Origin of the sequence: Pseudomonas sp. GOM6 (genome assembly GCF_029537485.1) — a bacterium.
Classification (GTDB): Bacteria; Pseudomonadota; Gammaproteobacteria; order Pseudomonadales; family Pseudomonadaceae; genus Aquipseudomonas.
The window spans coordinates 1-15,181 of sequence record NZ_JARPUS010000017.1; the positions used below are offsets into that span (position 1 = coordinate 1).

Genomic DNA, 15,181 nt, shown 5'->3' on the forward strand with positions numbered 1-15,181 from the left:
CGCCGTCGGTGTAGATCTCGACTACTTCGTCACTCATTCGCTTCGTTCTTGCCAATTCTTCGATTCGCGCCGGCTGACCTTGGCCACCGGCATCGGCAGCAGCTTGCCCATGCTGGCACGCTGCACCGGCCGCAGCGGACGTAGCCCCACCACCAGCTTGCGCGCCACTAACAGATAGAAACCGCCGCCAGGCGCTTTTAGCCGGACGCCCCAGTCTTCCAGGCGAGCCAGACGCCCCTGCCAGGTTGACGAGGAAAGCGGCGGACGATAGCACCCGAAGCGACGTTTCTCCAGCGCGAAGCCGAGCAGGTTGAGCCAGTCGGTCAGCCGGCTGTGGGAGATGCAACGCGCCTGGCGTAGACCATCGCGAGCGAAATAATGACGCAAGCCCCAAGTGCTCCAGGGATTGATGCCGGTGATCAGCAGGTAACCACCGGGGCGCACACTACGCGCCGCCTCGCGCAACAGGCCATGGGGCGACAGACTGAAGTCCAGACCATGCTGCAGCACCACCACATCCGCAGCATGCTCGCCCAGCGGCCAGGCCTGTTCCTCACAGGCAATCTGCACGCCGGCCAGTGGCGCGCCCAGGCGCACGTTGCAGCGAATCTGCGGCGCCTTCGGCGGCTCCGCTTCGGCCGGGCCGTAATGCACCAGATAACCGCCAAAGTAGTGGGCCAGCTCCTCATCCAGCGCCAGGCGCTGCTCGGCCAACAGCAGCTCCCCCAGCGGCGAGGCCAACCAGTCGCGCGCGGCACAGATCAACTGCAGCCACTGGGCATCGGCCTGGGCGAAGGGTTGCTCGTCCATCACACCTCCATGCACACAAGAAGGGTCATGGCGCTTAAGATGCGCCAATGCTCTCTGCTTGGCGACCCACAAAATGTTTCAGATCGACGCCCTTCCCGCCTTCACCGACAACTACCTGTGGCTGCTGCAGGACACCAGTACCCAACGCTGCGCCGTGGTCGATCCCGGCGATGCCGCCCCCGTGCTGGCCTGGCTGACCGCGCACCCGGGCTGGCAACTCAGCGACATCCTGATCACCCACCATCACCCGGACCACATCGGCGGTGTAGCCCAGCTCCAGGCCGCCACTGGCGCCAGAGTCTGCGGCCCCGCACGTGAAACGATTCCAGCCCGCGAGCTGGCACTGGACGAAGGTGACCGAGTCACTGTGCTCGGCCTCGACTTCCTTATATACGCAGTGCCCGGTCATACCCTGGGCCATATCGCCTACTACCAGGCCGATGAAGGCTGGCTGTTCTGTGGCGACACCCTGTTTGCCGCCGGCTGCGGTCGCCTGTTCGAAGGCACGCCGCAACAGATGCATGACTCCCTGTCGCGTCTGGCCGAACTGCCGGAGGCCACCCAGGTCTACTGCACACACGAGTACACCTTGAGCAACCTGCACTTCGCCCGCGCCGTTGAACCCGAGAATCCGAGCATTGCCGCACGCTTGGCCGAAGTCAGCGCCTGGCGCTCGGCAGGACGCATCAGCCTGCCGTCCAGCATTGCCCTGGAGAAAGCCAGCAACCCCTTCCTGCGCTGCCAGGAAACATCCGTTAAACAAATAGTCGATGAACGGGAGGGGGCGCAGCAACGCTCTCCAGCCGAGGTATTTGCTGCCCTGCGGCGCTGGAAGGATGTCTTCAAGGCTGGCTGAGACGGCCCGGGCAACTGGTGAAAACTTGACCACCCTGGGGTGCATTCCTAGAATCGCCTGAATTTTTTGCGCCGGCAGATACTAGCGACCAATGTTTTTATTACCTTCCGAGACCCTTGATTCAACGGCATTGGCACGAGCAGCAAGGGCTCTGGCGGTGATGATGTGCATAGTGATGGCTGGCTGCCAGAGCATGGGCGGCAAGGACCAGGAGGGTAGCGACACCGACCGCGCCATCGGCCTGCAGCAAGAGCCGGAATGGATTGAAGACGTGGCGCCGCAGGAGCCCCAGGACATCTGGGAACGCATGCGCGAGGGCTTCGCCCTGCAGGATGAAATCGGCGTCAATCCGCGCATTGAGAACCAACGCCTGTGGTTCGTCAGCAATCCCAAGTTCCTCGAACGCGCCAGCCAGCGCGGCAGCCGCTATATCCATTACGTGGTCGAGCGTCTGGACGAGCGCAACATGCCGATGGAGCTGGCGCTGCTGCCGATGATCGAGAGCGCCTACAACCCCTACGCCTACTCGCGCAGCCATGCGGTTGGCATCTGGCAGTTCATCCCCTCCACCGGCCGCTACTTCAACCTGCGCCAGACCAACTGGTACGACGGTCGTCGCGACATCACCGCCTCCACCAACGCCGCCCTCAACTACCTGAGCCGCCTGCACGACATGTTCAACGGCGACTGGCTGCTGGCCCTGGCGGCCTACAATGCCGGCGAAGGCACCGTGAGCCGTGCCATGGAACGCAACCAGAAGCTCGGCCTGCCAACCGACTACTGGAACCTGCCACTGCCCAAGGAAACCCAGGACTACGTACCCAAGCTGCTCGCACTGTCGCAGGTTGTGCTGGCCCCCGAAGCTTATGGCATCAGCCTCAACCCGATCGCCAACGAGCCCTACTTCGAGCAGGTCGCCAGCAAGCCGGGACTGGATCTCGCCAGAGTCGCCGCCATGGTCGACATGGAAGAAGACGAGCTGGAAGTGCTTAACCCGGCCTTCAAGAAAGGCATCACCATGGACGGCCCGCTGCACCTGCTGGTGCCGACCGACAAGGCTGAACTGTTCAATGCAAGCCTGGCCATGATGAAACCGCAAGAGCTGGTGAGCTGGCAGGAATACCGCGTGCGCCCCGGCGACAACCTGCACAGCATCGCCAACCGTCACCATCTGACGGTCAAGACGCTCAAGGACATCAACAAGCTGAGCAGCAACCACCTGCGCGTCGGGCAGACACTGAGCATTCCCGGCCAAGCGTCCGCAGGCAAGACGGACATCGCCCTGCATCAACAAACAGCCAAGGCGAGCACTACACAACCGCAGCGCTATCGGGTGAAGAGCGGCGACACCCTGTGGCAGATCGCCAACACCCACCAGGTTCAACTCAAGGACCTGCAGCGCTGGAACAAGCTCGACGCACGCAGCAAGCTGCGCCTGGGCCAGGTACTGGAAATCCATGGCACCGGCGCCAGTCAACCGGTCGCGGCAGCCAAGGCCGATAGCCGCAGGAATGTCACCTACTACCGGGTCAAACAGGGCGACTCGATGTACCTGGTTGCCCAGCGTTTCAAGGTCGATGTCAAACGCCTGCAGAGCTGGAATCCGCGTAGCGACAGCCGTCTGCTCAAGCCTGGACAGACCCTGACGCTCTACCTCGACTGACTTCCCCCCTCGCAGATGCCAGGCCAGGCATCTGTGGAGCAGAATATTCAGCGTTTGCTCAACGCCTCCAGGCAACGCCCAGTCAGCTGGGTGAAACGCTGAAACGCCACAAACTGCTCGTGCTTGAGCGCTCGCCCGGACACCCGACTGTCGGCGTACAGCACGCCAATCTCGCGAGTACCTGCCAACAAAGGCGCGATAAAGAACATGCCCTGGCCGAGCATCTGTCGCATCGGCAACGTCACCAGTTCGGCCAGGTTGTAGCTGGCCGGCACGCCCATCCAGATCGCTTCGCGGTTGCGCAAGACATAACTGAAGATATGCGGCTGCTCGCTTTGCTGCACCGGCAACTGGAACTCCGCCAACCAGTGCTCGGTACTCTCGCCCACCGCCCGCTTGGCGCGAAAACGGCTCTGACCATCCGCCAAAACGGCCAGCATTACCCGCTCCAACCCGGCCCCTTGGTGCAGCCCCTTGAGCAAGGTATCTAGGATCAGGCCGATGTCGCCCTTCTGACTGACCATCATGCCCAGGTCCTGCAAGGCCTGCTGCAACACCAGCAGGTCGGGCTGCAACAGGCGCGCCTTACGCTCCTGCTGCTGCAGCTTGATCTGCTCAGGGTCCGTATTGGGGATCAGCCTGCAAAGCTGACTGGCACCAAAAGTGGCCGCAACCTCAACCGTTTCCCGGGCACTTTCCAACACCTGCTGCAAGGCATCCTCCGGGCTGACGCCGGTAAAATCAGCCAGTTGCTGCACCAGCTTCTCCATTTCCGGAGAATCCCAACCCTCCAGTGCCGCCTCGCTGATCCTCACGCCCAGATTGATGGCCCGCACGGCCGGATCGTGCTGATTGCCGCTGCCATGGGCAAAAGCCGCCAACTCACCGAGGTTCCAGCTCTTTACCAGGCCCTGCGTGAGCTGGCGGAAGCTGGTACCCAGCACCTGGCGGACCGCCTCCTCTTCATCCATGCCCGGCAGCTCCAGCAACTCGGCCAACTCATCGGCCTGCTCCCCCCCACAAGCCCAGAAGGCCAGCTCGCCCACGGTATGCAGCAGGGCGGCGATAAACACCTCTTCCTGATGTTTGCTCAGCACGTAACCGGCAATGTTGCGTGCCTGCACGGCGGCGTGAAAGGAACGGGCCAACAGGCTTTGCAGCTGCTCACGCGGCACCTTGGCCAGCAAACTGTCGATCAGACTGACCGACATGCCGATCAGGCGCACATTGTCGAAGCCGATCAGCACGATGGCCCGCGAGATGGTACGAATACTTTCCTGCGAGGGGTTGTAGTAGACACTGTTGCCAACGCGCAGCACTTTCGCGGTCAGCGAAGCGTCACGCAGCAGCACATCTGCCAGCTGCTGCACGGAGGCATGCTCCGCTTGCGACAGGCGATGGAGGTCTTGCACCACCGTGGCCAAGGCAGGCAATTCGGCCTGATTAAGACGATCTATCCATGCCTGTAAACCGACACTTCGTTCCACCTGGGCGCGCACTTCTTTCAATTTGTTTCAGTGTAATCAAAATGCTGGCACCTGCCTTGGGAGCGCACTCTTTTTCCTGCGGATACAAGCTGTTACTGTACCGGCAAACCAACGCACGGGAGGCAAAGCCTGCCGTCAGAAAGCCCCATGGACTGGACCTCGCCTCTAATGCGTCCCCTGCTCTCGCTGATTCTCGGCCTGGCCATGAGCTTTCCTGCTTTCGCAACCCTGATCGAAAGCCATGGCTATGCCCAGTTCGGGACTCTCAAGTACCCGGCCAGCTTCACCCACTTCGACTGGGTCAACCCCGAGGCACCCAAAGGTGGCACTCTGCGGGTCATGGCCTACGGCACCTTTGATACGCTCAATCCCTACAGCTTCAAGGGCAGCAGCCCTGCCGCCGCGCCTAATTTCCTGCAGTACGGGGTCAGCGAATTCAACGAGCCACTGATGGTGGGCACAGGCCCCTACGACCCCTCGGGCGATGAACCCGCCTCCAGCTACGGGCTGATCGCCAAGAGCGTGGAATACAGCGAGGATCGCAGCTGGGTGGTGTTCAATCTGCGCGAAGAAGCGCGCTTTCATGATGGCAAGCCGATTACCGCCTTCGATGTGGCCTTTTCCTACCGCACCCTGGTCAGGGACGGCCACCCGCAGTACCGCACGGCCCTGCAGGAGGTCAAGCGGGTCGACATCCTCAATCGCCACCGCATTCGTTTTGTGCTCAAACGCAGCAACAATCCCCTGCTGATCCTGCGCCTGGGCGAATTGCCGGTGCTGCCCCAGCACTACTGGAAAAATCGGGACTTCAAAACCACCAGCTTCGAAGTACCACTGGGCAGCGGTCCTTACCGCATCAGCAAGGTGGAGCCTGGCCGCAGCCTGGTGTTCGAACGGGTCAAGGACTGGTGGGGCGAACAACTGCCGGTCAATCGCGGCAAATACAACTTCGATCGGGTGGAAGTCGATTTCTATCGCGACAGCAGCGTCGCCTTCGAGGCGTTCAAGGCCGGCGAGTTCGACTTCTACATCGAACACCAGGCGAAGAACTGGGCCAATGCTTACCGCTTCCCGGCCATCGCACGTGGCGAAGTGATCCGCGCCGAGATCCCGCACCAGATTCCGACCCAGAGCCAGGCGCTGTTCATGAACACACGTCGCGCGATCTTCGCCGAGCGCAAGGTGCGCGAAGCTCTGGGCCTGATGTTCGATTTCGAATGGACCAATCGGGCACTGTTCAATAGTGCCTACAAACGCAGCACCAGCTACTACCCGAACAGCGAATTCGCTGCATCCGGCATCCCCGAGGGCGCCGAATGGCTACTGCTCTCGCCCTATCGCAAACAGCTACCAAACAAGGTGTTTACCCAGCCATTCGCCCTGCCGGTCACCGATGGCCGTGGCATTCCTCGCGACACACTGCGCAAGGCCCTCGGCCTGCTGGCCGAGGCCGGCTGGAAACCTTCCGGCGGCAGGCTGGTCAACGCCAGGGGCGAGCCACTGCGCTTCGAGATCCTGCTGGTCAACCCGAACCTGGAACGCATCCTCCAGCCCTATACCGAGAACCTGGCCAGCATCGGCATCGATGCCGTACTGCGTACCGTCGACCGCGCCCAGTACAAGCAGCGCCTGGACCACTTCGATTACGACATGATCCTCATGACCCTGGCGCAGAGCCTCAGCCCCGGCCTGGAACAGTGGCTGTACTTCCACTCCAGCCAGGCCGAGGTAAAAGGCAGCAAGAACTACGCAGGCGTGCGCCACCCGGTGGTCGACGCCATGCTGGAAAAATTGCTGGCGGCGCAGACCCGTGAGCAACAGGTGGCCGCCACACGCGCCCTTGATCGCATCCTGCTCTGGCAGCATTACAGCATCCCCAACTGGTACATCAATCACCATCGTCTGGCGTACCGCAACCGGTTCGCCTTCGTCACCACCCCGCCCTACACACTAGGGCTGCGGGCCTGGTGGCTGAAGCCCACGGAGACCGCTCGATGACTTTCCCCTTGCGCACCCTCGGCGCTGCCCTTGTACTGCTGGCCAGCGCGACCCAGGCCGAGCCGCGCCACGCCGCAACCCTGTACGACGAGCCTCCCAAATACCCAGCAGATTTCCAGCACTTCGACTACGTCAACCCGGACGCCCCCAAGGGCGGTCTGCTGCGCCAGCGCGGCGTCGGCACCTTTGACAGCTTCAACCCCTTCATCCCCAAAGGCACACCGGCCAACATCGGCCTGATCTACGACAGCCTGACTTACCAATCTCAAGACGAGCCCTTGACCGTCTATGGCCTGGTCGCCGAGAAAATCGACAAGGCGCCCGACAACAGCTATGTGCGCTTCCTGCTCAATCCCAAGGCCCGCTTTCACGACGGCACGCCGATCACCGCCGACGACGTGATCTTCACCTTCAACATCCTGCTAGAGAAAGGCGACCCGCTCTACCGCCATTACTATGCTGATGTGGCGCAGGTGGTGGCCGAGGACAAGCTCAGCGTGCGCTTCGACTTCAAGCACAAGGACAACCGCGAGCTACCGATGATCCTCGGCCAGTTGGCCGTACTGCCCAAGCACTGGTGGGCCAGCCGCGACTTCGGCAAGGGTAGCCTCGAGCCGCCCCTGGGCAGCGGCCCCTACAAGATCAGCAAGGTATCGCCAGGCAGCAGCCTGGAGCTTGAGCGGGTCAAGGACTGGTGGGCCAAGGATCTTCCGGTAAGCCGTGGCCTCTACAACTTCGACCGAATCCGCACCGAGTACTACCGCGACAGCCAAGTCGCCCTGGAAGCCTTCAAGGCCGGTCACTTCGACGTCAACGAAGAGTATTCGGCCAAGGATTGGAACACCGGCTATGACTCCCCAGCACTGCGCGCGGGCAAGTTCATCCAGGTTTCCATCCAGAAAGGCATCCCGGCTGGCATGCAGGGCTACGTGTTCAACCTGCGCCGCCCGATCTTCCAGGATCGCCGCGTGCGCGAGGCCATCGCCCAGCTGTTCGACTTCGAATGGGCCAAGAAGCAGATTTTCTACGGTGACTACAAGCGCACCCACAGCTATTTCGAGAACTCCGAACTGGCCGCTACCGGCTTGCCGTCCGAGGCTGAGCTGAAACTGCTGGAACCGCTACGTGACAAGCTGCCCCCGGAAGTATTCAACCTCGAATTCCAGCCACCGGTGAGCGACGGCAGCGGCATCATCCGCGAACAGAGCCGTCGCGCCTTCCAGCTGCTGACCGAGGCCGGCTACCGCATCGAAGATGACAAGATGATCGGGCCGGACGGCAAGCAACTGGCCTTCGAGTTCCTCAACTTCCAGCCCAACCTCGAACGCGTGGTGCTGCCGTTCAAACGCAACCTCGCCGAGCTGGGCATCGACCTGCAGATCCGCCGGGTCGACGTCTCGCAGTACATCAATCGCCTGCGCGAATGGGACTACGACATGACCTCAGCAGTCTGGCCGCAGTCCAACTCCCCCGGCAACGAGCAGCTGGACATGTGGCACTCCAGCAGCGCCGACAAACGCGGCAGCCAGAACTACATCGGCCTGCGCGACCCGGCCATCGACCAACTGGTCGAGAGCCTGATCCGCGCCGACTCACGCCAAGCGCTGGTCACCCATGCCCGCGCCCTGGATCGCGCCCTGCTCTGGGGCCACTACGTGGTGCCCAACTATTACGTCGACGCCTGGCGCGTAGCCTACTGGAAGCGCTTCGGCCGCCCGGCCATTACGCCACAGTCGGACTTCGGCCTGATGACCTGGTGGGAAGAACAGCCGCTGCATGCCCCGCAGCAGCCAGCGCCCACCACTGACGCCCAGCAGGAAGCCCAGTAATGCTGGCCTATATCATCCGCCGCCTGCTGCTGATCATTCCGACCCTGCTCGGCATCCTGCTGATCAACTTCATCATCGTCCAGGCCGCGCCTGGCGGACCGGTGGAGCAGATGATCGCCAAGCTGGAAGGCTTCGACGCCGCATCCGGCGGCGCCACCGCACGGATCTCCGGCGGCGGCGGAGAGGTTTCCATGGCGGGCTCCAATTATCGAGGCTCGCAAGGTCTGGATCCCAAGCTGGTGGAAGAAATCGAGAAGATGTACGGCTTCGACAAGTCGGCCCCGGAGCGTTTCTGGCTGATGCTCAGCAGCTACGCCCAGCTCGACTTCGGCGAAAGCTTCTTCCGCGACGCCACGGTAATCGAGCTGATCCTGGAAAAGATGCCGGTGTCGATTTCCCTCGGTCTGTGGAGCACACTGATCACCTACCTGATCTCCATCCCGCTGGGCATTGCCAAGGCCACCCGCCACGGCAGCGCCTTCGATGTCTGGACCAGCTCGGCGATCATCGTCGGCTACGCCATCCCGGCGTTCCTCTTCGCCATCCTGCTGATCGTGCTGTTCGCCGGTGGCAGTTACTGGGACTGGTTCCCCCTGCGCGGCCTGACTTCAAGCAACTTCGACCAGCTCAGCCTCGGCGGCAAGATCCTCGACTACTTCTGGCACCTGGCCCTGCCGGTGACGGCCCTGGTGATCGGCAGCTTCGCCACGCTGACCCTGTTGACCAAGAACAGCTTCCTCGACGAAATCGGCAAGCAATACGTGGTCACCGCCCGCGCCAAGGGCCTGACCGATCACCGCGTGCTCTACGGCCACGTGTTCCGCAACGCCATGCTGATCGTGGTGGCCGGTTTCCCGGCGGCCTTCCTCGGCATCTTCTTTGCGGGCTCCATGCTGATCGAAGTGATCTTCTCCCTCGATGGTCTTGGTCTGCTGGGCTTTGAATCCATCGTCAACCGCGATTACCCGGTGGTCTTCGGCACCCTGTTCATCTTTTCCCTGTTCGGCCTGCTGGCCAAACTGTTGAGCGACCTGATGTACACCCTGATCGACCCACGCATCGACTTCGAAACCCGGGAGCACTGATCATGGCGCTCTCCCCCCTCAACCAACGTCGCTTTGCCCTGTTCAAGGCACACAAACGTGGCTGGTGGTCGCTCTGGCTTTTCCTCGGCCTGTTCGTGCTGAGCCTGGGCGCCGAACTGATCGCCAACGACAAGCCGCTGGTAGTGCATTACGACGGAGAACTCTATTTCCCGGTATTCAAACGCTACCCGGAAACCACCTTCGGCGGCGAATTCCCCCTGCAGGCCAATTACAAGAGCCCCTACATCCAGGAGCTAATCGCAGAAAAGGACGGCTGGATGATCTGGCCTCCGATTCCGTTCAACTACTCCAGCATCAACTACGAACTGCAGGTACCGGCCCCGGCACCGCCTTCGGCACAGAACTGGCTGGGTACCGACGACCAGGGCCGCGACGTGCTGGCGCGGGTGATCTACGGCTTTCGCGTATCAGTGCTGTTTGCTCTGGCACTGACCATTGCCAGCTCCATCATCGGCGTATTCGCCGGCGCCCTGCAGGGCTACTACGGCGGCTGGGTCGACCTGGCCGGCCAGCGCTTCCTCGAGGTCTGGTCGGGCCTGCCGGTACTCTATCTGCTGATCATCCTGGCCAGTTTCGTCCAGCCCAATTTCTGGTGGTTGCTGGGCATCATGCTGCTGTTCTCGTGGATGAGCCTGGTCGACGTAGTACGCGCCGAGTTCCTGCGTGGCCGCAACCTGGAATATGTACGTGCGGCCCGGGCCCTGGGCATGGGTAACGGCGGCATCATGTTCCACCACATCCTGCCCAACGCCATGGTTTCGACCATGACCTTCATGCCCTTTATCCTCACCGGCGCGATCGGCACCCTGACTTCGCTGGACTTCCTCGGCTTCGGCCTGCCGGCCGGCGAGCCTTCGCTGGGCGAGCTGGTGGCCCAAGGCAAGGCCAACCTGCAGGCCCCCTGGCTGGGCATCAGTGCCTTTGCCGTATTGGCCCTGATGCTCAGCCTGCTGGTGTTCATCGGTGAAGCCGCCCGCGATGCCTTCGACCCGAGGAAATGACATGACCGATTCGAACAACCTCATCGAAGTGCGCGACCTGGCCGTCGAGTTCGTCACCGGCAACCAGGCCCAGCGGGTGATCGAGGGCGTCAATTTCGAGATCCGCAAGGGCGAGACCCTGGCCCTGGTCGGCGAAAGCGGCTCCGGCAAGTCGGTCACCGCCCACTCCATCCTGCGCCTGCTACCCTACCCGCTCGCCCGCCATCCGGCGGGCAGCATCCAGTATGGCGATCAAGACCTGCTCAAACTGGCCCCGGACAAGCTGCGCGGTATCCGTGGCAACCGTATCGCCATGGTCTTCCAGGAACCGATGACCTCGCTCAACCCGCTGCACAGCATCGGCAAGCAGATCGGCGAAGTGCTGGCCTGGCACAAGGGACTGCGTGGAGAAGCCGCTCAGGCACGTATCATCGAACTGCTGCAGTTGGTCGGTATTCCCGACCCGGCCACGCGCCTCAAGGCCTACCCGCATGAGCTGTCCGGCGGCCAGCGCCAGCGGGTGATGATCGCCATGGCCCTGGCCAATGAGCCCGAACTGCTGATCGCCGACGAGCCGACCACAGCCCTCGACGTCACCGTGCAGCTGAAAATCCTTGATCTGCTCAAGGATCTGCAGGCGCGCTTGGGGATGGCCATGCTGCTGATCACCCACGACCTCAACCTGGTACGACGAATCGCCCATCGCGTATGTGTCATGCAGCGCGGATGCATCGTCGAACAGGCGTCGTGTGATGAATTGTTCCGCGCTCCGCAGCATCCCTATACCCGGGAACTGCTTGGCGCCGAGCCCAGCGGCGAGCCTGCGGCCAACCCCGCCGGCGCGCCACTACTGGAAGCGGAAGACCTGCGCGTGTGGTTCCCGATCAAAAAGGGAGTGTTGCGACGCACAGTCGATCACGTAAAGGCAGTGGACGGAATCGACTTCAGCCTGCCCCAGGGCCAAACCCTGGGCATCGTGGGCGAAAGCGGCTCCGGCAAATCCACCCTCGGCATGGCGATCCTGCGGCTGCTCGGCAGCCGGGGCGCCATCCGCTTTCAGGGCCAGGCGCTGGATGGGCTGTCGCAGCAAGCCGTAAGGCCGCTACGACGGCAAATGCAGGTGGTCTTCCAAGACCCCTTCGGCAGTCTCAGCCCACGCATGTGCGTGAGCCAGATTGTCGGCGAAGGCCTGCGCATTCACGGGATCGGCACTGCCGAGGAGCAGGAACAGGCCGTCATCGACGCGCTCAAGGAAGTAGGACTGGATCCGGACACCCGGCACCGCTACCCCCATGAGTTTTCCGGCGGGCAACGGCAGCGGATTGCCATTGCCCGGGCACTGGTGCTGAAACCGGCGCTGATACTGCTCGACGAGCCCACCTCGGCGCTCGACCGCACCGTACAGCGTCAAGTGGTGGAACTCCTGCGCTCGCTGCAGGCCAAGTACAACCTGACGTACCTGTTCATCAGCCATGATCTGGCGGTGGTCAGGGCCCTGAGCCACCAGCTGATGGTGGTCAAGCAGGGCAAAGTGGTTGAGCAAGGGCCGGCCGAGCAGATTTTCGCCGCACCGCAGCACCCTTATACCCAGCAGTTGCTGGAAGCCGCATTCATGGCTCCGGCAACCGCCGATTAACCAGAAGAGGAACAACGCACATGGGTTTTCTCGCCGGTAAGCGCGTACTGATCGTTGGCGTGGCCAGCAAACTGTCGATTGCCTCGGGCATCGCCGCCGCCATGCATCGCGAGGGCGCCGAGCTCGCCTTCACCTACCAGAACGACAAGCTCAAGGGTCGTGTCGAAGAATTCGCCGCCGGCTGGGGCTCCAACCCCGAGCTGTGCTTCCCCTGCGACGTGGCCAACGACGAGGAGATCGCCAAGGTCTTCGAAGCGCTGAGCAAGAAGTGGGATGGCCTGGACTGCATCGTCCACTCCGTGGGCTTTGCCCCGGGCGACCAGCTGGACGGCGACTTCACCGAAGTCACCACCCGCGAAGGCTTCAAGATCGCCCACGACATCAGCGCCTACAGCCTGGTCGCCCTGGCCAAGGCTGGCCGCCCGCTGATGCAGGGCCGTAACGGCAGCATCCTCACCCTCTCCTACCTGGGCGCCGAACGCACCATGCCCAACTACAACGTCATGGGCATGGCCAAGGCAAGCCTGGAAGCGGGTGTACGCTACCTGGCCGGCAGCCTCGGCCCGGAAGGCACTCGCGTCAACGCCATCTCCGCCGGCCCGATCCGCACCCTGGCGGCTTCCGGCATCAAGAGCTTCCGCAAGATGCTCGCCGCCAACGAAAAGCAGACCCCGCTGCGCCGCAACGTGACTATCGAGGAAGTGGGCAACGCTGGCGCCTTCCTCTGCTCTGATCTGGCCTCCGGTATCAGCGGCGAGATCCTCTATGTCGACGGCGGCTTCAACACCACCGCCATGGGTAACATCGAAGACTGATCTCACCCTGAAATGAAAAAGGCCGCGAATGCGGCCTTTTTCTTGGAAGCTGGATCGCGATCAGAAAAGCTCGATATCCGCTTTTTCCTTCAGCTGCTCACGGTAGGCAGCAAAGTCTTGCTGACCACTGCGTGAAGCGAGGAAGCGGCGATAGCTGACCTTCTCCTCGGCACTCAGCTCTGCCTTGGCCTGACCGACACCTTCCAGACGCAGGACAACGTAGTCGCCATTGTTCAGGCTGACACCCGCATAGCTAGGGTTACCATCAGCCGGCTTGGTCATACGGAACAGCGCCTGCAGCACCAGAGGATCTAGGCCCTCCTGGCTACGACTGGCCGCTTCGGTCTTGACCCAATCACCCTCCACGCCCTCGCCTTTCTTCAGGCTCGCCAGCAACGCCTCGCCCTCAGCCTTGGCAGCCTCACGCGACTTCTTTTGGGTCAGGGTCTGATGAATACCTGCAGCGACCTGCTCGAAAGGCAGCAGCTCAGGTTTCCTGTGCTCTTTGACGCGCAGCACCAGAGTGGTATCCGGATCAAGCTCGATGGCATTGCTGTTGCCACCATCCTCAAGAACTTCCGGTGCATAGGCAGCCTGCACGACCTGGCGATTGGCAGTGACGCCCTCGCCCCCTTCACGACCAAAAGGCGCGCTGGTCTGCACTTGCAAGCCAAGTTCTTGTGCGGGCTGAGCCAGATCGGAAGCCTCGAAACTTGCTTCCTCAAGCTGTTTCACCGCTTCGACAAAGCGCTGTTCGACCTGCTGAGCTTTAAGGTCGTGCTCAAGCTTGGCTTTCAGACTGTCGAAGCTCGGCACCTCTGGCGCCTGGACGCCCAGCAGCTTGATCAGATGCCAGCCAAACTCGCTGCGTACAGGCTCAGAAACCTCGCCCGGCTTCAGAGCATAAAGACTCTCTTCGAAAGCAGGGTCATACACACCTGGACCGGCGAATCCGAGATCACCACCGTTACTGGCCGAACCCGGATCCTGGGAGACTTCCTTGGCAAGAGCAGCAAACTCCTCACCCTTGTCCAGGCGCTGCTTGACCTCTTCCAGCTTGGCCTTGGCCTGTTCGTCGGTGAGTTTGTCATTTACTTCCAACAGGATGTGCGCGGCGTTGCGCTGCTCGGCCAGATTGGCGATTTCCTTGTTGTAGAGCTCTTGTAGCTGGTCATCGCTAACCTCGACCTGATCGAAGAAGGACTCCTTCTTCAACTCGACATAATCAATAACGACCTGCTCTGCACTCATGTACTGATCAGGGTGCTCGTCATAATAGGCCTTGACCTCATCATCCTTGACCTCAACCGCAGTCGCATCGGCGCTGAGGGTACGACTGGAGAAGTCGCGCGTCTGCTTGTCCAGACTGACGAAGGCATCGACTTCGGCATCAGTCACAAAGCTGCTGCCGACTAACGCTGCCTGAAGCTGGCTGACCAATACATCCTGCTTCAGTCGCTCGCGAAACTGCATTCGGGTGAAGCCCTGTTGCTGCAGAACCTGATCGAAGCGCGATGCATCGAACTTGCCCTCGATCTGGAATACCGGCATTTGCAGAATCAGCTGATCAAGGGCGGCATCGGAAATCACCATGCCGGCATCACCAGCCCCCTGCAGCAGCAGAGTACGCTCAACCAGGCCATCGAGAGCCGATTGACGCAGCAGCTTGTCATCAAGCAGTGAGGCATCAAAATCCTTGCCGAACTGCTGAATCAGTTGGCGGCGCTGCATGTCGACCGCAGCATTGAGGCTGTCCAGAGTAATCTCTTCCCCGTTTACCTCCGCAGCAGTGCGACTGTTGCTAGTGGACTGGATGATTGCATCGAAACCGGTCAGAGCCAGCAGGACGATGATCACACCGATGATGGTCTTGGCAATCCAGCCTTGGGAATTGTCCCTGATGTTCTGCAGCATGCTTCCCCCGAAACGCTCACATCAGGCCTACGGCCATGCAGCGTGGGTATTGGAATCCGGATAAAAGAAAGGCGCATCCGAGGATGC

General features: G+C 61.6%; 11 protein-coding genes. 8 read left to right on the forward strand and 3 right to left on the reverse strand.

All coding sequences use genetic code 11. From position 1 onward, the window contains the following. Window positions 1–33: 33 nt before the first annotated feature. A complete protein-coding gene (locus P7A97_RS17385) occupies window positions 34–810 on the reverse strand; it encodes a methyltransferase domain-containing protein (protein ID WP_277691350.1) in 777 nt (258 codons plus the stop codon). Between the two features lie 73 nt (window positions 811–883). On the opposite strand from P7A97_RS17385, the gene gloB reads away from it, so the two are divergent. Together gloB and P7A97_RS17395 are read left to right on the forward strand one after the other, a co-directional pair. Further along, entirely contained in the window at window positions 884–1,666 is a 783-nt protein-coding gene (gene gloB, locus P7A97_RS17390) for a hydroxyacylglutathione hydrolase (protein ID WP_277691351.1), read from the forward strand. A 91-nt stretch (window positions 1,667–1,757) separates the two neighbouring features. Next, a complete protein-coding gene (locus P7A97_RS17395) occupies window positions 1,758–3,329 on the forward strand; it encodes a LysM peptidoglycan-binding domain-containing protein (protein ID WP_277691352.1) in 1,572 nt (523 codons plus the stop codon). 47 nt (window positions 3,330–3,376) lie between these two features. Here the strand turns inward: P7A97_RS17395 and P7A97_RS17400 are convergent, their stop codons facing one another. Further along, window positions 3,377–4,837, reverse strand: coding sequence for an HDOD domain-containing protein (locus tag P7A97_RS17400; RefSeq protein ID WP_277691353.1), 1,461 nt, complete (start codon window positions 4,835–4,837; stop codon window positions 3,377–3,379). A gap of 147 nt (window positions 4,838–4,984) precedes the next feature. Here P7A97_RS17400 and P7A97_RS17405 point away from each other — a divergent pair, with 147 nt between their 5' ends. The 6 genes from P7A97_RS17405 to fabI are packed head-to-tail and all read left to right on the forward strand — an operon-like array spanning window position 4,985 to window position 13,180. Next, window positions 4,985–6,814: an extracellular solute-binding protein gene (locus P7A97_RS17405; protein ID WP_277691355.1), complete on the forward strand. Its 1,830-nt coding sequence runs from the start codon at window positions 4,985–4,987 to the stop codon at window positions 6,812–6,814. Further along, window positions 6,811–8,643 (forward strand): extracellular solute-binding protein, encoded by a 1,833-nt coding sequence (locus tag P7A97_RS17410; protein WP_277691356.1) that lies wholly within the window; start codon window positions 6,811–6,813, stop codon window positions 8,641–8,643. Before P7A97_RS17405 ends, P7A97_RS17410 begins: the two co-directional genes overlap by 4 nt. Beyond that, window positions 8,643–9,728, forward strand: a complete 1,086-nt coding sequence (locus tag P7A97_RS17415) for a microcin C ABC transporter permease YejB (protein WP_277691357.1) — start codon at window positions 8,643–8,645, stop codon at window positions 9,726–9,728. The genes P7A97_RS17410 and P7A97_RS17415 overlap by 1 nt, the downstream gene beginning before the upstream one ends. Before the next feature lie 2 nt (window positions 9,729–9,730). Further along, window positions 9,731–10,750 carry an ABC transporter permease gene (locus P7A97_RS17420; protein WP_277691359.1) on the forward strand — a complete coding sequence of 340 codons (1,020 nt, stop codon included), beginning with the start codon at window positions 9,731–9,733 and terminating at the stop codon, window positions 10,748–10,750. 1 nt (window position 10,751) lies between these two features. Next, window positions 10,752–12,365 carry an ABC transporter ATP-binding protein gene (locus P7A97_RS17425; RefSeq protein ID WP_277691360.1) on the forward strand — a complete coding sequence of 538 codons (1,614 nt, stop codon included), beginning with the start codon at window positions 10,752–10,754 and terminating at the stop codon, window positions 12,363–12,365. A gap of 20 nt (window positions 12,366–12,385) precedes the next feature. Further along, on the forward strand, window positions 12,386–13,180 hold the full coding sequence (gene fabI, locus P7A97_RS17430; RefSeq protein ID WP_277691361.1) for an enoyl-ACP reductase FabI: 795 nt from the start codon (window positions 12,386–12,388) through the stop codon (window positions 13,178–13,180). A gap of 60 nt (window positions 13,181–13,240) precedes the next feature. Here the strand turns inward: fabI and P7A97_RS17435 are convergent, their stop codons facing one another. Then, window positions 13,241–15,094, reverse strand: a complete 1,854-nt coding sequence (locus P7A97_RS17435) for a SurA N-terminal domain-containing protein (protein WP_277691362.1) — start codon at window positions 15,092–15,094, stop codon at window positions 13,241–13,243. Between the last annotated feature and the right edge of the window lie 87 nt (window positions 15,095–15,181).